The organism is Limnohabitans sp. TEGF004 (genome assembly GCF_027924965.1).
Classification (GTDB): Bacteria; Pseudomonadota; Gammaproteobacteria; order Burkholderiales; family Burkholderiaceae_C; genus Limnohabitans.
In genome coordinates, this window is record NZ_AP027056.1 from 1,112,189 (window position 1) to 1,130,523 (window position 18,335).

Here is an 18,335-nt window from a genome sequence, read left to right on the forward strand (position 1 = left end):
GCTGCTAGCAGCCTTCTTTTTCAAACTCCCGAACCCATGCTCATTCTTGCCCCGATGGAGGGCTTGCTCGACTTTGTGCTGCGCGACGTGCTGACCCGCATCGGCGGGGTGGACCGCTGCGTGTCGGAGTTCATCCGCGTCACCAACACCTTGCTGCCCGAGCGCACTTTTTTGCGCATCGTGCCCGAGCTGACCAATGGCGGCCGTACTTTTGCGGGTGTGCCTGTGCGCCCTCAGTTATTGGGGTCAGACCCCCAATGTTTGGCCGACAACGCCGCACGTGTGGCGGGCATGGGTTGCGATGGGGTGGACTTGAACTTTGGGTGCCCCGCCAAACAAGTGAACCGCCACGGCGGCGGTTCGGTGCTGCTGCAAGACCCAGAAGTGCTGTACCAAATTGTGCGAGCCGTCCGCGCCGCCGTGCCTGCACACCAAGTGGTGTCGGCCAAGATGCGCTTGGGATTCAACGACGACAGCACCGCCGAAGAATGCGCCTTGGCGCTAGAAGCGGGTGGGGCGAGTGAGATCGTGGTGCACGCCCGCACAAAGGCAGATGCCTACCGACCGCCGGCGTATTGGCATCGCATTGCCGACATCAAAGCCAAGGTGAAAACACCCTTGGTGGCCAATGGCGAAATTTGGAATGTGCAAGACGCCATCAATGCACGCGCCGAGTCGGGCTGCTTTGATTTGATGTTGGGCCGCGGCATCGTGACCAACCCTGGCCTGGGCTGGGACATTCAAGCGCACGACGCTGCTGCAAATGGTTTGCCCGCACCCGCGCCCGAAGTACGCTGGCAAGACCTGCCGCCACACCTGCACACGTTTTGGCAAATTGTGTCGGGCCATGTGAGCGAGCGTCACCAAGCTGGGCGCTTGAAACAATGGCTGAATTTTTTGCGCAAGTACTACCCCGACGCCGAGGCCGCCTACCAACATGTACGCACCTTGACCAGCCCCAAAGACATCAACGCATGGTTTGACGCCATGCCTACACATCAATGACCGACGACAACACCCAAGACGCCATCGACGACAACGCATTCGCGCAAGAGCCCCGCCTTTGGCAAAACGAAACGTGGACAGCCAAGGTCATCAAAAACGACGATGACGATGGGTGGGCGGTGGCCATGTTCAAAGACGGCGAATCCGAAGCCGCGCTGATTGGCCCATGGACGATGGGTCGCGACAAAAAGAACCCCAAGCCGCTGGATGGCAACGCCTTCATCACCTTGGTCAAAACCGCCTCAGAGTTTGTGCGCCGCAGCGAGCAGCAGTTGCACGCCACGCTGCACCAGGCCGTCACGGTCAACGGCCAAACAGGTCGCGTGACCGTGCTGCTAGACATCGTGCCCGATGACGACAACCCCTACGCCACACTGAGCGCGCAAGACGAGGGCGGCGACACGCTGGCCGAGGTGCGTGTGGACGCGGGCTACAAGCTCAACCGCAATACGGCACAGGCTTGGGTGGATGCGGGGTTTGAGATGACGAAGGGGCGTGGTTGATCCCACGCATGACTCGGTGTCTTGAAAGCTGGTGTTTCAAGTTGCGTGAGCTTTGCTCGTGCCGCAGCCTTGTGGGTTTCGCAGAATGACGGCATGAAACCTACATCTACTTACCCCCGCGAATTCGCCGAGCAACACATGCACACCATCCTGGCCCGCTTGGCCGGTCCGGGTGCGGTGCCCCGTGCCGACCAAGTGGACGCGGTGCACGCCGTGCTGCAACCGGCGTCCCGTGTGCTGGTGGTGCAGGCCACGGGTTGGGGCAAGTCGGCGGTGTATTGGGCGGCCACGCACGCGATACGCAGCACGGGCGCTGGCCCCACGCTGGTGGTCTCGCCCCTGTTGGCGCTGATGCGCGACCAGGTCAGCGCCGCCGAGCGTGCGGGCTTGAAGGCAGCTACCGTGAACTCCACCAACATCGATGACTGGGACGATGTGTTCCAACGGCTGGACGAGGACACCATCGACGTGCTGCTGGTCTCGCCTGAACGGCTGGGCAACCCGCGTTTTGCGGCGCGGCTGGGCGCTTTGCTGGCCCGGGTGGGCTTGATCGTGATCGACGAGGCGCATTGCATCAGCGATTGGGGTTTTGACTTCAGGCCTGATTACCAGCGCTTGGCGCGGGCGCTTTTGTCTACGCCGACCGCCAGCGTGCTGGCCACCACGGCCACGGCCAACGAGCGCGTTACCTTGGACATTGGCAAGCAGTTGGGCGCGGACACGGTGACCTTTCGCGGCACGCTGGCCCGCACCTCGCTCACGCTGTCGGTGGTGCCGGGTTTGTCGCCCTTGCAGCGCTACGCCTGGATCGCCGATGCCTTGGCGCAGTTGCCGGGCTCGGGCATTGTGTATGTGCTGACGGTGGCCGAGGCCGAGCGGCTCACCGCGTTTTTGCGCAGCTGCGGCCATGCGGTCGATGCTTACAGCGGTCAGACCGACGCCGATACGCGCCTCAAAGTGGAAGATCGTTTGCGCCACAACCAGGTCAAAGCGGTGGTGGCCACCTCAGCGCTGGGCATGGGCTACGACAAGCCGGATTTGGGCTTTTGTGTGCATGTGGGCTCGCCCTCGACCCCGGTGGCCTACTACCAGCAGGTGGGGCGGGCAGGGCGCGCCGTGGCGCATGCCGAAGGGGTGTTGCTGCCGTCGGACGCCGACGAACGGATTTGGGATTACTTCGCCACCGCGTCAATCCCGGATGCGGCCACGGCCGCCAAGGTGTTGCAAAGTCTGGGAAACGACGGGCGCAGTTTGCTGGAGATCGAAGCCGATACGGGCGTGCGCCGAGGGCGGCTGGAAGCGCTGCTCAAAATCTTGGCGGTGGAGGGCGTGGTGGACAAAGAAGGCCCCACTTGGCGCGCCACGGGTGTGCCGTATGAACACGACACGGCCAAATGGACGGCGCTGGCGCAAGTGCGCCAGCAAGAGGCCGGCATCATGCGCCAATACGCCCAGGGTGCGGGCTGCCTGATGGCGTATTTGCAAACCGCGCTGGACGACCCGTCGCCCGAGCCTTGCGGGCGCTGCTCGGTGTGCACCGGGCATTTGCCGTTTCCGGGCCTCATGCCTTCACAAGACAAACTGATCGCTGCGCGTGACTTCTTGCGCGGCATGGACGTGGACATCGAACCGCGCAAACGCTGGCCGAGTGGGGTGGGGCGTAAGGGCGCGATTCGCGGCTTTGACGCGGGCCGAGCTGTGGCTTTTGCCGATGATCCGGGTTGGGTGGTCGAGTTGCAGGCTTTGCGTATGGCTGCCCCGGGCGATGTACCCACCGATTTGTTGGCAGGGGCCGTGGCCACTCTTGGGCGCTGGGCCAAAACCTGGCCCGCCCGTCCGGTGTGTGTTGTGCCGATGCCAGCGCACAACATGGCGTCCAACCGCGCCCTAGCTGCGTACATTGCTCAAAAAGGTCGTTTGCCGTTGCACGATGTATTTAGCTGGGCTGGTGGAATGCCCCCTGATGACGCAGCCTCCACGCTTGTAGTGGCTCATTTAGAGTCAGTGATGAGGCTTGCAACAGATGTCGCGCTATCTGATGGCACCGTGCTTCTCGTGGCTACCCATGTGCGAACTCGTTGGGCTTCAACGCTTGCGGCGGCGCTCTTACGTGAGCAAGGTGTCAACCAGGTACTTTTGTTGGCTTTGCATTTGCAGCCTTGAACAAATGATGCTGGGTGTATATACTTGATGTAAATACATTTATATCGGGAGCTTTGATGACATATGCCCGTGTTTTTCAGTCTGGCAACAGCCAAGCTGTGCGTTTACCTAAAGAGTTTCGATTTGACACAGATCAGGTCGAAATATTTCGACAGGGCAGTGACATTGTGCTGCGCCAAGTGCCTACCAACGCGGGCGCCGTGTTCGATTTACTAAGTAGCTTGCCCGCAGACTTTATGGCCGATGGCCGCCAAGACGCACCGCCTCAAGAGCGCGAGGCGCTTTGAAGATGGCCGTGCAGCTAAATCGCTATCTCTTAGATACCAATATTTGCATTTACATCGCTAAGGGACAGCCGCTGGCTGTGCGCCATCGGTTTGAGTCGCACACGCTTCAAGAGTTGGCCATGTCTACGATCACGGTGGGTGAATTGCGGTTTGGTGCAGAAAAAAGTCAGTCTCGTGATCGTGCGTTAGCGACTATTGCGCAATTGGTTCAAATGATCCAGCCGTGTGCCTTACCCATGGCGGCGGCTGAACATTACGGTCATGTGCGAGCCTCCTTACAGCAGCAGGGCATGCCAATTGGAAATAACGATCTTTGGTTAGCCGCTCATGCTCTAGCCGAAGGTTGGACTTTGGTGACGAACAACACGCGTGAGTTCAGCCGAGTGCAGGGGTTACGCGTTGAAAACTGGGTTGAGTAATGCATGCCACCTGCAAGTCTTAAAACACACCTCCACCCTTGGCAAGTCCTCACAGGCGGCATTTGCGGTTTGGTGTTGACCATTGGCTTGGCGCGTTTTGCATATACGCCGTTGCTACCAAGCCTGCAAATTCAAACCGGATTAACCGACGCTGCCGCAGGCGGCTTGGCCGCCATCAACTACGCTGGCTACATGAGCGGTGCATTGGCGGCCACCTGGATTGACGATGTGCGCTGGCGGCATTGGCTCTACAGCGCTGGCTTGTGGATGGCTTTGGTCACGGTGGCCGCAATGGCGCTGACCACTTGGATGCCTGCGTGGGCTTTGATTCGCTACATCGGTGGTTTGTGTGGCGCAACTGGCATGTTGCTGGGCTCCGGATTGATTTTGGGTTGGCTGATGCGGCAGGGGCGCCGGCCTGAGTTGGGTTTGTATTTCATTGGCTTGGGGCTGGGCATTGTGGTGTCGGCGTTGGGTGCTTGGGGCTTGTCGCAGTTGTGGCCCACATGGTCGGACCAATGGTTGGCGTTTGCGACGCTGGGCTTGCTGTTTTTTGTGCCCGCTTGGAAGTGGCGTCCGCCTGTGCCACCGCAGGTGGTGGTGGCGCATGACGCAGCGCCTGCGGCAGGCTTAGGCTCGCGCCGCTGGGCGTGGACCATGCTCACCAGTTACTTTGCGGCGGGTTGGGGCTTTGTGATCAGCGCCACTTTCACGGTGGCGATTGTTGAGCGCGAGCCTGCACTGGCGGGCCAAGGCCCGTTAGCTTGGGCGATGGTGGGGTTAGCGGCCATGCCCGCGGTGTTTATTTGGGATTTGGTGGCGCGGCGTGTGGGCGACAAGCGGGCATTGCTGTTGGCGTTTGGTTTGCAAACGCTTTCGGTCATGTTGCCTGCGATGTCGGGCGAGTTGTGGGCTGCGCTTGCAGGGGCTGTGGGCTATGGCGCAACGTTCATTGGCATTGTGAGCATGACACTGGCCTTGGTGGGCCGCAGAGCACCCAACAACCCAGGCAAAGCCATGGCCAAGCTCACGCTCAGCTACGGCGCCGCGCAAATGCTGGCCCCTGTGGTGGCGGGTTACATGGCTCAGACCACGGGCACGTTCAAAGGTGCGTTGTGGCTGACCGCTGGGGTGATGGCCGCAGGCATGGCCCTGTTGGCGACTTTGCCCAAAGACGACTGAAAGCACAGCATTTCGCAAAGGATTTGAGCGAAAACCCCAGCCTGTGACGGGGTAGCTCAGGCCTCACAATAGGGCGTTAGCTCTAGGGCGCCCCTGCTGTTTTTTAAAGCGATTTACCGTGCCCACTCAAAGTTTTATTCTTGGCAAAGACGCGCCACTCGAATCCACCATCAACACCATGCAGGCCAAGTTGCAGGCGATGGGGTTTCACATCCAAGAGAAAAGTTGGCTCAATCCCGTGGACGGCATTTGGTCGGTTCACATCCGCGACCGCGATTGCCCCGCTTTGTTTGCCAACGGCAAAGGCGCGACTCGCATGGCGTGTTTGGCCAGCGCGTTGGGTGAGTTCTTTGAACGCTTGGCCACCAATTATTTTTGGACGCATTTCTACCTTGGTCCCCTCACGGCAGATGCTTCGTTTGTGCACTACCCGCAAGAGCGTTGGTTTGATTTGACCGATGACGGTTCTTGGCCCAAGGGTTTACTCAACGCTGAGCTGCACACCTTTTACAACCCCGAGGGCAACATTGATTGCGCCAACTTGGTGGACTTCAACTCGGGCAACATGGAGCGAGGTATTTGCGCCATTCCGTATGAGCGCCAGCGTGATGGCGAGACAGCCTACATCCCCGTCAACATCATTGGCAACTTGTATGTGAGCAACGGCATGTCCGCGGGCAACACCGCGCTGGAGGCACGCACACAAGCGTTGTCTGAGATTTTCGAACGCCATGTGAAAGCCAAGATCATCAGCGAAGGCATTTGCTTGCCCGATGTGCCAGAAGCGGTGATCAATCGCTACCCGCGTATCGCTGCAGGCATTGAAGCCTTGCGTGCAGCAGGCTTTGGTATTTTGGTGAAAGACGCATCGCTCGGTGGCAAGTACCCCGTGATGAACGTGACTTTGCTGCACCCCGAAGACCAAGGCTGCTTTGCCAGCTTTGGTGCGCACCCGCGTTTTGAGGTGGCACTGGAGCGTGCATTGACCGAACTACTGCAAGGCCGCGCGTTGGATAGTTTGAGCGGTTTTCCTGCGCCCACATTTGATTTGGAAGAAGCGGCGAGTGCACCCAACATCGAAATTCATTTTGTGGATTCGAGTGGTGTGATTCACTGGGAGTTCTTGGGCCAGATTCCAGACTATGTGTTTGTGGACTGGAACTTTGCCAACACCACGCCTGAAGACTACGCGTATTGTGTGAAGCGCATGCACGACGATGGGTTTGACATTTACATCGCTGACTTCGAGCACTTGGGCGTGTATGCCTGCCGCGTGCTCGTGCCAGGTATGTCTGAGATTTACCCCGTGGACGACCTTGACTTTGAGAACAACAGCATCGCCAACGAAATGCGCGAGGCCATTCTTAATTTGACGGATCTCGATAACGAAGAGTGTTCAGACTTGTTGGCCTCGTTGAACGAATCCAACTTGGCCGATGAACGCCCCGTGGCGGGCCTGATTGGCATGGCCGCAGACGCAGGCAGCTTCTGGGCCGACTTGCGCGTAGGCGAACTCAAAACGTTGTTGGCCTTGGCCTGTGGCGACGAAGCCGCCACCGTAGAAGGCTGCGAGTGGATTCGCCACTTTGACCAAATTCCGCAACAACGCCGTGCTGTGTATGCGTGTATCGAAACCTTGGTGTTGCTGACCGACCGTGGCGACACTGCGCCTTATGTGGGTGCGATTCGCCAGCTGTTTGGCGCGGGTGTGTTTGAGCAAGCCCACGCCCTCATCATGCAGACTGACCGCTTCATGGGCATCTCAGCGCCTGGCTTGATGATGGAGGGCTGCGAGATGCAACACAAGTTGTGGGCGGCCTACGAAAAAGTGCAAGAGTACAAGTAACCGAACGCAAACAAAAAAGCCGCTTTTCAAAGCGGCTTTTTCATGAGTGCTTGAGGTGCAAGCGCTGCGGGCTTAGATGCCTAAACTTTCCAACACCACCACGCCTTTAGGTGTTTGCAGCGTGGCTTTCAAGTTGGCAGGACCTTCGGTCACGCTCACACGGTTGAGTTCAATCGCGTCATAGGCTGCTTGCAGTTTGGCCGCACTGGGGTGAATCACCTCTAGGCTTTGCAGCGTCACGCCTGAGCGGGTGAGGGTGTTGCGGGGATGGAGCTTGAGTGGGTCGGTGGCTTCGGGCTTGCCCCACTGAATGAGGGTGGGCATGCAGCCGTCAAACAAGCGCTGACCGTCGGCACGCACCGAGATTTGCCAGTTGAGCGTGCCGCGATTCGTGCGGCGGTTGGCCGAGATGGCGGGGCCGCGGTCAATGCCTTGCATGCGAATGGCCATGCGTGCGGCGCGAATGTCAGGGGTGTTGACCACAAAGTGCACCAAGCGCGGCTCTTTGGCCACGGCTTTTTGCAGGGCTGGGTCGTCCATATCGAACCAGCGTGTGGGGCAGGCGCGTTTGGGGCGCACGGCTTTGGGATCAATGGCGATGATTTCGACATAGGCCATCGGGTTAGCGGGCGAGGCCACTTTGAACAAGCGGTTGTGTGTGCCGTACAGCGTGTGTTCGCCGCCGGGGCCGGGCGTGATGCCCAGTGTGTCTTCGCACCATTGCACGCCTTGTTCTAGGCTTTTGGCAACGATGACGAGGTGGTCTATTTGTGTGTGCATGGGGCAGCACGATACCACTAGGGCTGCGTGAGTCTGAGTCGCAGCTCGGTTTTCAGCACTTTGCCGTAGTTGTTCTTGGGCAGACTGTCGACCAATTCATAGCGTTTGGGGCGCTTGAAACGGGCAATTTCGTTGAGGCAATACGCGTCTAGGTCTTGGGCGCTGACCGCGCTGCCTTGTTGCAGCACCACAAAGGCGACGATGACTTCGCCCCACTCAGGGTCGGGTGCGCCGACCACGGCCACCTCGCTCACGCCTGGGGCTTGCAATAACACTTCTTCCACTTCGCGTGGGTACACGTTGGAGCCGCCGCTGATGATGAGGTCTTTGCTTCGGTCTTTGAGTGTGAGGAACCCATGTGCGTCTAAGCAGCCCATATCGCCCGTGAAGAGCCAGCCATCTCTAATGGCGGCTTGGGTGGCTTCAGGGTTGCGCCAGTAGCCAGCCATGACGCTGTCGCCTTTGATGAGCACTTCGCCTACTTCGCCTAGCGCCAAGTCGTGGCCATGTTTGTCGGTTATACGGATTTGAACCGGCGTTTGGGCAATGCCGATAGATGCCAAGCGTTGGGCGTGTTCGGGGTTAGTGCTGTCGCTCAAATGAAAGCGCGACAGGGCAGTGCCCACCATCGGGCTTTCGCCTTGGCCGTAAATTTGTACAAAACATGGGCCCATGATGCGAAGGGCGCGCTGGATGTCTGCGGCGTACATGGGTGCACCGCCGTAGACGATAGTTTTGAAAGCTAGGGCGCAAGCTTTGGGTGTGAGTGAGGTTTGCTCGGCATGGTCGACCAAGCGTTTGACGATGGTGGGTGCTGCAAACATGGAAAGTGGCCCAACCGACTGACCGAGTTCAAACAACTCCGCTGCATCAAAGCCGCCAGAAGCTGGCACCACATGACGTGCACCTGCCATCAAATGTGGGATGGCGTACAAGCCAGCACCGTGTGACATGGGTGCGGCGTAGACGATGGCGTCTTGGTCAGTGATGGCATCCACGTCGGTGAAGTAAGCCAAGCCCATCGTCATCAAGTTGCGGTGGGTGATCATCACACCTTTAGGGCGGCCCGTCGTGCCACTGGTGTAGAACAACCAAGCGAGGTCGTCTGACTGGCGTTCAATGATGGGCTTTGTTGGTGGCGCATCGCTGGCTTGAGGCATGGTCCACAAGGCATTGGCCTCTGGGCTGTCCACATCAATGACGCGTTGCAAGCCGGTCAATTGTTGGGGTGTGTTGGTGGTGACGTCGGCCATCACGTCAGACGTGACAAAGGCCCAGCAGGCTTGCGCGTTGTCGATGATCCACTGCGCTTCGCGCACATGCAGCTTGGCGTTGATGGGCACTACGGCCAAGCCTGCCCACCATGCGCCAAACAGAACTTCTAGGTAACGCTGGTGGTTGTGCATGAAGATGGCCACGCGGTCGCCAGGCTGCAAGCCTGCGTTTTGAAACTGTTGGGCCAAATGCGCGCAGCGTTGTGCCCATTGCGCGTAAGTAGCCACAGCCTGTGTGCCATGAAAAATAGCAGCGCGTTTGGGAAACTGCCGCGCCATCCGCTTGAGTAAATGAGCCAAGTTCAACGAAATCTCTCCACAAAGAGCTGAATGGGTGAACGATACAACGATTAACTGTGGGAGGATTCAGCCCTTATGAATTCCAGTAAATCCATGGGCGAGCGCCCAGCCGAAGGCGAACGCCTTTCTAAACGCATCATGCAACTGCGCGACTGTTCGCGCCGCGAAGCCGAGCAATACATCGAAGCGGGCTTTGTGCGCGTGGATGGGGCGGTTGTCCAAGAGCCGCAGTTTCGTGTGACCACGCAAAACGTGGCGGTGGATGCGCATGCCAGTTTGCTCAACCTCATGTCAGTCACGCTGATCTTGAACAAGCCTGCGGGATGGACCGATGGCTTAGAGCCTTTGCCCGCCCAAAAGCCTCTGGCGCGGTCAGCGCCTGCTGGTAAGCCTGGTGCATCTGTTCGCCCTCCAGTCCGCGCACCTAGAGGTCCGCAAAACGTTCGCACCTTGCTCACGTCTGAGCAGCACAGCAAGCACGACCACAGCGGTGTGCGCTTTTTGAAAAGCCATTTGGCCAAGCTTGATGCCAGCGTGCCCTTGGAATACGAAGCCAGCGGATTAGTGGCGTTCACCCAAGACTTCCGTGTGCAGCGCAAGCTGATGGAAGACATGGCGTTCATCGAGCAAGAGCTGATCGTGGATGTGCGTGGAGAAGTCTTGCCTGATGCCTTGCGTCCGATTGAACGCGCCATGCGCGATGAGCGCCTGCGTTTGCCTGATTTCAAAATCAGCGTGGGCAGTGCCAACCCCGAGCGCAGCAAGCTGCGTTTGGCGGTGAAAGGCTCGCAGCTAGGCTTGGCGCCTTATTTGTGCGAATTGGCAGGCTTGGAAATCTTGGCGCTGCGACGTATCCGCTTGGGACGCGTGAGCTTGGGCGATCTGGAGGAGGGGACTTGGCGCTACCTAGCCGAAGGCGAGCGTTTCTGACGCTTAGTTGTCGTTGTTGCCTGCGGCGGGCACACGACGGGCGCCTGTGAAGCGGCGGTCCCAATAAGCATCGCGCATGTCCTCGACGCGTACGCTTTTGCCTGAGCGAGGTGAGTGGATGAACTTGTTGTCACCCACGTAGATGCCCACATGGCTGAAAGTTTGGCGCATGGTGTTGAAGAACACCAAGTCGCCTGGCTTCAAATCTTGCTTGTCGATTTTCTCGGTTGCGGCAGCTTGTTCACTGGCGCGACGGGGCAAGACCTTGCCCACGGTTTGCTCGAACATGGAGCGCACAAAGCCACTGCAGTCAAATCCCGTGGCAGCGCTGGTGCCGCCACGTCGGTAGGGCACGCCCAAGAAGGTCATGGCGTTGCCCACCAAGTCGGAAGCCGTATCACCCACCGATTGGCGTACCTGGTCCATTTGCGCGACGATGCCACGCTCGGCCAAATAGCGCTCGATATCTTCCGCTGCATTGTTTGACGGTGCAGCATGTGCACTGGCGACGCAGCAGAGGATGAGTAGGGTACGTTTCAACATAGCCGGCTATTCTAGCTGCTTTATCTGCGAAAACTTATCAAATACAGCGCCTAAGTTGTTGATTTCACTAGGGTTAGTCCTAAAGTAAACGATATTGACAGGCTGCAAATTTCATATCGTCGATACTTGCGCTTTTCTACAAACCTATTCGACCCTCGCATGTTGCTCGACGACCAAGAATCCCAACTCGTGCTGGTGGACTACCAAGCCCGCCTGATGCCCGCCATTTTTGAAGCTGATTTGGTGTTGGCCAATGCCATGCGTTTGGCGCAAGCCGCGCATTGGATGGAAGTGCCGACCTACGGCACCGAGCAAAACCCAGACAAGCTAGGCCAAAACCCTGCCGAACTGCGCGCCTTGTGCCGACGGACCATCCCCAAGATGAGTTTCAGCGCTTGCCCCGATGGCTTGAGCGAAGTGTTGCGCCCCGCAGCACGCGCACCTGCTGGCAACGCCCGCAGCTTGCCCAAGCATTTGCAAAAGGCCGTGCCGCAAGAGCCCACACGCCAAAGCATCGTCATTGCGGGCTGCGAAGCGCATGTGTGCTTGCTGCAAACTGCCTTGGATTTGCTAGAAGAAGAGTATTCGGTGTGGGTGGTGACGGATGCTTGTGGTTCACGCACCGAGCGCAACCGAGACGCCGCGTTTGACCGCTTGGCCGGAGCCGGTGCAGAGCTGGTGACCACCGAGATGGTGTTGTTTGAATGGCTGCGCACAGCAGAGGCGGACCCATTCAAAGAAATCCATGCGCTGATCAAATAAAGGGTAATTACCCACCTGAAAAGTCAGCTTGTTGCAAGTCCGTCCTTCTCATAATTATGAATTCAGTACAGATTCGTTTTTAGGAGAAATAGATGGTTGCGTACGCAGATTTTCACCGCCGTTCCATTGAGGACCGCGACGCTTTTTGGTCTGAGCAGGCCAAATTGGTGGATTGGGAAACACCTCCCCAGCAAATCTGCGATTACAGCAACCCTCCCTTTGCCAAGTGGTTTGTGGGTGGCAAGACCAACATTTGCCACAATGCGGTCGACCGTCACCTCAAAGACCGCGCTGACCAAGCCGCGTTGATTTTCGTTTCCACAGAAACCAACCAAGAACACACGTACACATTTCGCGACTTGCACGCTGAAGTGCAGCGCATGGCAGCGATTTTGAAAGACTTGGGCATTGTCAAAGGCGACCGCGTCTTGATCTACATGCCCATGATTGCCGAAGCGGCATTTGCCATGTTGGCTTGCGCGCGTTTGGGCGCGATCCATTCGGTGGTGTTCGGCGGTTTTGCATCTCACTCCTTGGCCACTCGCATTGAAGATGCGTCACCCAAGGTCATCATCAGCGCGGACGCAGGTTCACGTGGCGGCAAAGGCGTGCCTTACAAGCCATTGCTGGACGAGGCCATCAACTTGTCTGCGCACAAGCCCAAGAGCGTCATCATGGTGGACCGCAAATTGGCGGCTTTCACGCCAGTGGCTGGCCGTGATGTGGATTACGCCACCGAGCGCGCCAAACACATGGACACGCAAGTGCCTTGCGAGTGGGTCGAGTCCACGCATCCCAGCTACACCCTGTACACATCAGGCACCACGGGCAAGCCAAAAGGCGTGCAACGTGACACCGGTGGCTACACCGTGGCCTTGGCTTCCAGCATTCCTAATATCTACCAAGGCAAGCCTGGTGAGACCTTCTTCTGTACCAGCGACATCGGTTGGGTGGTGGGCCACAGCTACATCATCTATGGCCCACTGATTGGTGGCATGGCCACCATCATGTACGAAGGTCTGCCCATCCGTCCAGACGGCGGCATCTGGTGGAGCTTGGTGGAGAAATACAAAGTCTCTGTCATGTTCAGCGCGCCCACAGCGATTCGCGTGCTCAAAAAACAAGACCCAGCGTTGCTCACCAAGTACGACTTGTCGACGCTCAAGGCCTTGTTCTTGGCTGGCGAGCCTTTGGACGAGCCAACGGCCAAGTGGATTTCTGAAGGTCTTAACGGTAAAGCCATCATCGACAACTACTGGCAAACCGAAACCGGCTGGCCTATCTTGACCATCTGCAACGGCGTGGAAAAAGCGCCTAGCAAGTTTGGTTCACCCGGCAAGGCGGTGTATGGCTACAACGTCAAGTTGGTGGATGACCAAACGGGCGAAGAGCTCACAGGCGCTAACCAAAAAGGCGTGTTGACCATCGAAGGCCCACTGCCTCCTGGCAACTTGCAAACCATTTGGGGTGATGACAACCGTTTCGTCAACACCTATTGGAAGACCGTGCCCAACAAACTCGTGTACAGCACCTTCGACTGGGCTGTGCGTGACGAAGATGGCTACTACTTCATCTTGGGCCGTACCGATGACGTGATCAACGTCGCCGGTCACCGCTTGGGCACCCGCGAAATCGAAGAAAGCATCTCCAGTCACCCCAATATCGCTGAAGTGGCCGTGGTTGGTGTCGCCGATCAACTCAAGGGTCAAGTGGCCATGGCATTTGCCATCGCCAAAGACACCTCTGGCCTGACCGACGATGCCGCCCGCAAAGCCCTGGAAGCCGAAGTCATGAAGGTGGTGGACAGCCAACTCGGTGCAGTGGCCCGCCCATCACGCGTGATTTTTGTCTCGGCTTTGCCCAAAACACGCAGCGGTAAATTGCTGCGCCGTGCCATCCAAGCGGTAGCTGAAGGGCGCGATCCTGGTGACTTGACCACCATGGACGATCCCGCCGCTTTGCAGCAAATCAAGGACCAAATCGTTTAATTGAGCCGCCTGCGGCTGGTTTCGGTGGCACAATCTTGGGTGTAACTTAGGTCAATCCTGATCAAAGTCGCATCCGCTAACCGGTCCAGCCGTGTCGCGGAGGTTTTTTTCCAACCAACTAATGTTTCCTGCAGGGAAACGGAGGTCAGCGCAAATGAGTGAGACAACCGTCTATCAAGCCTATTCAGGCAATACCCATCTCTTCGGGGGCAACACCCCCTACGTCGAAGAGATGTATGAAAACTATCTAGCCAACCCAGGTAGCGTGCCCGATTCGTGGCGCGAGTACTTTGATGCGTTGTCGCATGTGCCCGCAGTCGATGGCTCGAACGCCAAAGACGTGCCTCACTTGCCCGTCATCAATGCCTTTGCTGAACGTGCCAAATCTGGCGGCACCAAAGTTGTCATGGCGAGCGAAAACGTTGAAATGGGCCGCAAGCGCACTGCTGTGCAGCAACTCATCGCCGCCTACCGCAACGTGGGTCAACGTTGGGCTGACCTTGATCCACTCAAGCGCACTGAGCGCCCCAATATTCCTGATCTCGATCCCGCTTTCTACGGCTTCACCGATGCCGACCAAGAAACCGTTTTCGACACCAGCAACACTTTCTTCGGCAAGAACAATATGTCCTTGCGCGAGTTGCTCAACGCTTTGCGTGAAACCTACTGCGGCACTTTGGGCGCCGAGTACATGTACACCTCGGAGCAATCCGAAAAGCGTTGGTGGCAAGAGAAGCTGGAAAGCATCCGCAGCAAAGCCAACTTCAACTCTGATAAAAAGAAAGCCATCCTTGAGCGCCTGACCGCCGCTGAAGGTTTGGAACGCTACCTCCACACGAAATACGTGGGCCAAAAGCGCTTCTCGCTCGAAGGTGGTGAAAGCTTCATTGCCGCAATGGACGAACTGATTCAACAAGCCGGCCTCAAGGGCGTGCAAGAAGTTGTGATCGGTATGGCCCACCGTGGCCGTTTGAACGTGTTGGTCAACACCATGCGCAAGTTGCCTTCTGACTTGTTCGCTGAGTTCGACCACACAGCGCCTGAAGACTTGCCAGCTGGTGACGTGAAATACCACCAAGGCTTTAGCTCGGATGTGTCCACCATTGGTGGCCCCGTGCATTTGTCATTGGCGTTCAACCCCTCGCATTTGGAAATCGTCAACCCTGTGGTGGAAGGCTCTGTGCGCGCACGCATGGACCGCCGTGCAGACCCAACGGGCAGCCAAGTCTTGCCAGTGCTGGTGCACGGTGACTCTGCCTTCGGCGGTCAAGGCGTGAACCAAGAAACCTTGGCTCTGGCCCAAACCCGTGGTTACACCACTGGCGGCACGGTGCACATCATTGTGAACAACCAAATCGGTTTCACCACTTCAGATCCACGTGACATGCGTTCTAGCGTGTTCTGTACCGACATCGTCAAGATGGTCGAAGCACCTGTGTTGCACGTCAACGGTGATGATCCAGAAGCCGTGGTGTTGGCCACGCAACTGGCCCTCGAATACCGCATGGCCTTCCGCAAAGACGTGGTGCTCGACATCGTGTGTTTCCGCAAACTCGGCCACAACGAGCAAGACACACCAGCGCTGACTCAGCCGCTGATGTACAAAAAAATTGCCGCTCACCCTGGCACCCGCAAGCTGTTCGCCGACAAGTTGGCCACACAAGGCTTGGGCGAGACTTTGGGGGACGACATGGTCAAGGCTTACCGCGCCGCTTTGGACGCTGGCAAACACACGGATGATCCTGTGTTGACCAACTTCAAAACCAAGTTCACTGTGGACTGGTCGCCCTTCATGGGCAAGAAGTGGACTGATGCAGGTGACACCGCGATCCCAATGTCTGAGTGGAAGCGCTTGGCTGAGAAAATCACCACCATCCCCGCATCCGTCACGCCTCACCAGTTGGTGAAAAAGGTGTACGACGACCGTGCCGCCATGGGCCGTGGCGACACGCCTGTGGATTGGGGCATGGGCGAGCACATGGCTTTCGCATCCTTGGTGGCCAGCGGCTACCCCGTGCGTTTGTCGGGCGAAGATTGCGGTCGTGGCACGTTCACGCACCGTCACGCTGTGATTCACGATCAAAAGCGTGAAAAGTGGGACACCGGTACTTATGTTGCGTTGCAAAACGTGACTGAAAACCAAGCGCCTTTCACCGTGATCGATTCGATCTTGTCTGAAGAAGCGGTACTCGGTTTCGAATACGGTTACGCCTCCAACGATCCCAACACCATGGTGATCTGGGAAGCCCAGTTCGGCGACTTCGCCAACGGCGCCCAAGTGGTGATCGACCAGTTCATTGCTTCTGGCGAAGTGAAGTGGGGCCGTGTCAACGGCTTGACTTTGATGCTGCCACACGGCTACGAAGGCCAAGGCCCAGAGCACAGCTCGGCACGCCTCGAGCGCTTCATGCAGCTCGCCGCTGACACCAACATGCAGATCGTGCAGCCCACCACGGCCAGCCAGATCTTCCACGTGTTGCGTCGTCAAATGGTGCGCGACTTGCGCAAGCCATTAATCATTTTCACACCGAAGTCGCTGTTGCGTAACAAAGACGCGACATCACCCGTGTCTGAATTCACCAAGGGTTCGTTCCAAACCATCATTCCTGAAAACAAAGCGCTCAAGGCCGACAAGGTCAAACGCGTGTTGGTGTGCTCAGGCAAGGTTTACTACGACCTGGTCAAGAAGCGTGAAGAGTTGGGTGCTGACGACGTTGCTATCTTGCGCGCCGAACAGCTCTATCCATTCCCACACAAAGCTTTCGCGGCTGAACTCAAGAAGTACCCCAACGCCACTGAATTGGTGTGGACGCAAGACGAGCCACAAAACCAAGGCGCATGGTTCTTCGTGCAGCATTACATCCACGAAAACATGTTGCCCGGCCAAAAGCTTGGCTACTCTGGCCGCGCCGCCTCTGCGTCGCCTGCCGTGGGTTATTCACACTTGCACCAAGAGCAGCAAAAGTCGCTGGTCGAAGGCGCATTCGGCAAGCTCAAGGGCTTTGTTCTGACCAAATAAATCGTTGAAACGAACACTCAAATAAAGAGAGATAAACATGGCAATCATCGAAGTAAAAGTTCCTCAGCTGTCCGAATCCGTGGCCGAAGCCACCATGCTGCAATGGAAAAAGAAAGTGGGCGAGTCAGTTGCTGCTGACGAAATCTTGATCGACATCGAGACTGACAAAGTGGTGCTCGAAGTGCCCGCACCAGCTGCTGGCGTGTTGTGCGAAATCGTGGTCGCTGATGGCGGCACAGTGGCTGCTGAGCAGCTCATCGCTCGCATCGACACCGATGGCAAAGTTGGCGCAGTTGCCGCTCCCGCAGCCGCAGCACCTGCTGCCGCACCAGCCGCTGCTGCTCCTGCAGCAGCTGCAGCTGCTTCTAGCAGCAAAGCCGGCGTGGCCATGCCCGCTGCAGCCAAACTGATGGCTGACAACAACTTGGCTGCCGGCTCTGTGTCTGGCACAGGCAAAGACGGTCGCGTTACCAAAGGTGATGTGTTGTCTGCTGTGGCTGGTGGTGTGCAATCCACTGCTGCTGTGATTCCTACTGGCGCACCTGCCAAGTCACTGCCACAAGTTGCGGCACCTGTCGTGGCTTTGGGTGACCGCCCAGAGCAACGCGTGCCCATGACACGTCTGCGTGCTCGCGTGGCTGAGCGTTTGTTGCAATCGCAATCGACCAACGCCATCCTGACCACGTTCAACGAAATCAACATGGCTCCCGTCATGGACATGCGCAAGCGCATGCAAGAGCGTTTCGAAAAAGAACACGGTTGCAAGTTGGGCTTCATGAGCTTCTTCGTCAAAGCTGCAGTGCACGCCTTGAAGAAGTTCCCCGTGTTGAACGCTTCGGTCGACGGCAATGACATCGTCTACCACGGCTACTTCGACATCGGTATCGCTGTGGGCTCGCCACGCGGTCTGGTGGTGCCAATTTTGCGCAACGCCGATCAAATGAGCTTTGCCGACATCGAGAAGAAAATTGCTGAATTCGGCGTGAAAGCGCGTGATGGCAAGTTGGGCTTGGAAGAAATGACCGGCGGTACTTTCTCTATCTCCAACGGCGGTACTTTCGGCTCCATGATGTCGACCCCGATCATCAACCCACCACAGTCTGCGATTTTGGGCGTGCACGCGACCAAAGACCGCGCTATGGTGGAAAACGGCCAAGTGGTGGTTCGCCCCATGAACTACTTCGCGATGTCGTATGACCACCGCATCATTGACGGCCGCGAAGCTGTCTTGGGTCTGGTGGCGATGAAAGAAGCGCTGGAAGATCCAGCTCGCTTGCTGTTCGACATTTAATTCACCCATTTTCAATGCCCCCTCTTTTGGGGGCGTTGTTCAT

General features: G+C 57.6%; 15 protein-coding genes. 12 read left to right on the plus strand and 3 right to left on the minus strand.

Annotation, left to right across the window (positions count from 1 at the left end):
• The first annotated feature begins 36 nt into the window (after positions 1–36).
• The 7 genes from LINBF2_RS05585 to ycaO all read left to right on the plus strand — a co-directional run bounded on the left by LINBF2_RS05585 (position 37) and on the right by ycaO (position 7,405).
• The gene (locus LINBF2_RS05585; protein ID WP_281891064.1) at positions 37–1,005 is read left to right on the plus strand and encodes a tRNA-dihydrouridine synthase; all 969 of its coding nucleotides are present in this window, start codon (positions 37–39) and stop codon (positions 1,003–1,005) included.
• Positions 1,002–1,508 (plus strand): hypothetical protein, encoded by a 507-nt coding sequence (locus LINBF2_RS05590; protein WP_281891065.1) that lies wholly within the window; start codon positions 1,002–1,004, stop codon positions 1,506–1,508. The genes LINBF2_RS05585 and LINBF2_RS05590 overlap by 4 nt, the downstream gene beginning before the upstream one ends.
• A gap of 93 nt (positions 1,509–1,601) precedes the next feature.
• Positions 1,602–3,671 carry a DEAD/DEAH box helicase gene (locus tag LINBF2_RS05595; protein WP_281891066.1) on the plus strand — a complete coding sequence of 690 codons (2,070 nt, stop codon included), beginning with the start codon at positions 1,602–1,604 and terminating at the stop codon, positions 3,669–3,671.
• A gap of 56 nt (positions 3,672–3,727) precedes the next feature.
• The gene (gene vapB / locus LINBF2_RS05600; protein WP_104797521.1) at positions 3,728–3,958 is read left to right on the plus strand and encodes a type II toxin-antitoxin system VapB family antitoxin; all 231 of its coding nucleotides are present in this window, start codon (positions 3,728–3,730) and stop codon (positions 3,956–3,958) included.
• Between the two features lie 2 nt (positions 3,959–3,960).
• Entirely contained in the window at positions 3,961–4,377 is a 417-nt protein-coding gene (locus LINBF2_RS05605; RefSeq protein ID WP_104797520.1) for a type II toxin-antitoxin system VapC family toxin, read from the plus strand.
• Positions 4,378–4,380: 3 nt separating this feature from the next.
• A complete protein-coding gene (locus LINBF2_RS05610; RefSeq protein ID WP_281891068.1) occupies positions 4,381–5,559 on the plus strand; it encodes a YbfB/YjiJ family MFS transporter in 1,179 nt (392 codons plus the stop codon).
• Positions 5,560–5,677: 118 nt separating this feature from the next.
• Positions 5,678–7,405: a 30S ribosomal protein S12 methylthiotransferase accessory factor YcaO gene (gene ycaO, locus LINBF2_RS05615; protein ID WP_281891069.1), complete on the plus strand. Its 1,728-nt coding sequence runs from the start codon at positions 5,678–5,680 to the stop codon at positions 7,403–7,405.
• 72 nt (positions 7,406–7,477) lie between these two features.
• Here the strand turns inward: ycaO and LINBF2_RS05620 are convergent, their stop codons facing one another.
• Complete coding sequence (locus LINBF2_RS05620) at positions 7,478–8,185, minus strand: VOC family protein (RefSeq protein ID WP_281891071.1); 708 nt, start codon at positions 8,183–8,185, stop codon at positions 7,478–7,480.
• Between the two features lie 17 nt (positions 8,186–8,202).
• Positions 8,203–9,765: an AMP-binding protein gene (locus LINBF2_RS05625; RefSeq protein WP_281891073.1), complete on the minus strand. Its 1,563-nt coding sequence runs from the start codon at positions 9,763–9,765 to the stop codon at positions 8,203–8,205.
• A 69-nt stretch (positions 9,766–9,834) separates the two neighbouring features.
• Between LINBF2_RS05625 and LINBF2_RS05630 the strand changes: the two genes are divergently transcribed.
• Positions 9,835–10,689, plus strand: a complete 855-nt coding sequence (locus LINBF2_RS05630; protein ID WP_281891075.1) for an RNA pseudouridine synthase — start codon at positions 9,835–9,837, stop codon at positions 10,687–10,689.
• Positions 10,690–10,692: 3 nt separating this feature from the next.
• On the opposite strand, the gene LINBF2_RS05635 is transcribed toward LINBF2_RS05630, so the two are convergent.
• Entirely contained in the window at positions 10,693–11,232 is a 540-nt protein-coding gene (locus LINBF2_RS05635) for a C40 family peptidase (protein ID WP_281891077.1), read from the minus strand.
• A gap of 159 nt (positions 11,233–11,391) precedes the next feature.
• Between LINBF2_RS05635 and LINBF2_RS05640 the strand changes: the two genes are divergently transcribed.
• From LINBF2_RS05640 to odhB, 4 genes are all read left to right on the plus strand, one after another.
• Positions 11,392–11,994 (plus strand): isochorismatase family protein, encoded by a 603-nt coding sequence (locus LINBF2_RS05640; RefSeq protein ID WP_104797513.1) that lies wholly within the window; start codon positions 11,392–11,394, stop codon positions 11,992–11,994.
• 92 nt (positions 11,995–12,086) lie between these two features.
• Entirely contained in the window at positions 12,087–13,982 is a 1,896-nt protein-coding gene (locus LINBF2_RS05645) for a propionate--CoA ligase (RefSeq protein WP_104797512.1), read from the plus strand.
• Between the two features lie 154 nt (positions 13,983–14,136).
• The gene (locus tag LINBF2_RS05650; protein WP_281891081.1) at positions 14,137–17,001 is read left to right on the plus strand and encodes a 2-oxoglutarate dehydrogenase E1 component; all 2,865 of its coding nucleotides are present in this window, start codon (positions 14,137–14,139) and stop codon (positions 16,999–17,001) included.
• Between the two features lie 37 nt (positions 17,002–17,038).
• Positions 17,039–18,292, plus strand: a complete 1,254-nt coding sequence (odhB, locus tag LINBF2_RS05655) for a 2-oxoglutarate dehydrogenase complex dihydrolipoyllysine-residue succinyltransferase (protein ID WP_281891083.1) — start codon at positions 17,039–17,041, stop codon at positions 18,290–18,292.
• Positions 18,293–18,335: the final 43 nt, after the last annotated feature.

Coding starts and splice junctions, on each gene's coding strand:
- LINBF2_RS05585 (WP_281891064.1), top strand. CDS start 37: ATGCTCATTCTTGCCCCGATGGAGGGCTTGCTCGACTTTGTGCTGCGC.
- LINBF2_RS05590 (WP_281891065.1), top strand. CDS start 1,002: ATGACCGACGACAACACCCAAGACGCCATCGACGACAACGCATTCGCG.
- LINBF2_RS05595 (WP_281891066.1), top strand. CDS start 1,602: ATGAAACCTACATCTACTTACCCCCGCGAATTCGCCGAGCAACACATG.
- vapB (WP_104797521.1), top strand. CDS start 3,728: ATGACATATGCCCGTGTTTTTCAGTCTGGCAACAGCCAAGCTGTGCGT.
- LINBF2_RS05605 (WP_104797520.1), top strand. CDS start 3,961: ATGGCCGTGCAGCTAAATCGCTATCTCTTAGATACCAATATTTGCATT.
- LINBF2_RS05610 (WP_281891068.1), top strand. CDS start 4,381: ATGCCACCTGCAAGTCTTAAAACACACCTCCACCCTTGGCAAGTCCTC.
- LINBF2_RS05620 (WP_281891071.1), bottom strand. CDS start 8,185: ATGCACACACAAATAGACCACCTCGTCATCGTTGCCAAAAGCCTAGAA.
- LINBF2_RS05630 (WP_281891075.1), top strand. CDS start 9,835: ATGAATTCCAGTAAATCCATGGGCGAGCGCCCAGCCGAAGGCGAACGC.
- LINBF2_RS05635 (WP_281891077.1), bottom strand. CDS start 11,232: ATGTTGAAACGTACCCTACTCATCCTCTGCTGCGTCGCCAGTGCACAT.
- LINBF2_RS05640 (WP_104797513.1), top strand. CDS start 11,392: ATGTTGCTCGACGACCAAGAATCCCAACTCGTGCTGGTGGACTACCAA.
- LINBF2_RS05645 (WP_104797512.1), top strand. CDS start 12,087: ATGGTTGCGTACGCAGATTTTCACCGCCGTTCCATTGAGGACCGCGAC.
- LINBF2_RS05650 (WP_281891081.1), top strand. CDS start 14,137: ATGAGTGAGACAACCGTCTATCAAGCCTATTCAGGCAATACCCATCTC.
- odhB (WP_281891083.1), top strand. CDS start 17,039: ATGGCAATCATCGAAGTAAAAGTTCCTCAGCTGTCCGAATCCGTGGCC.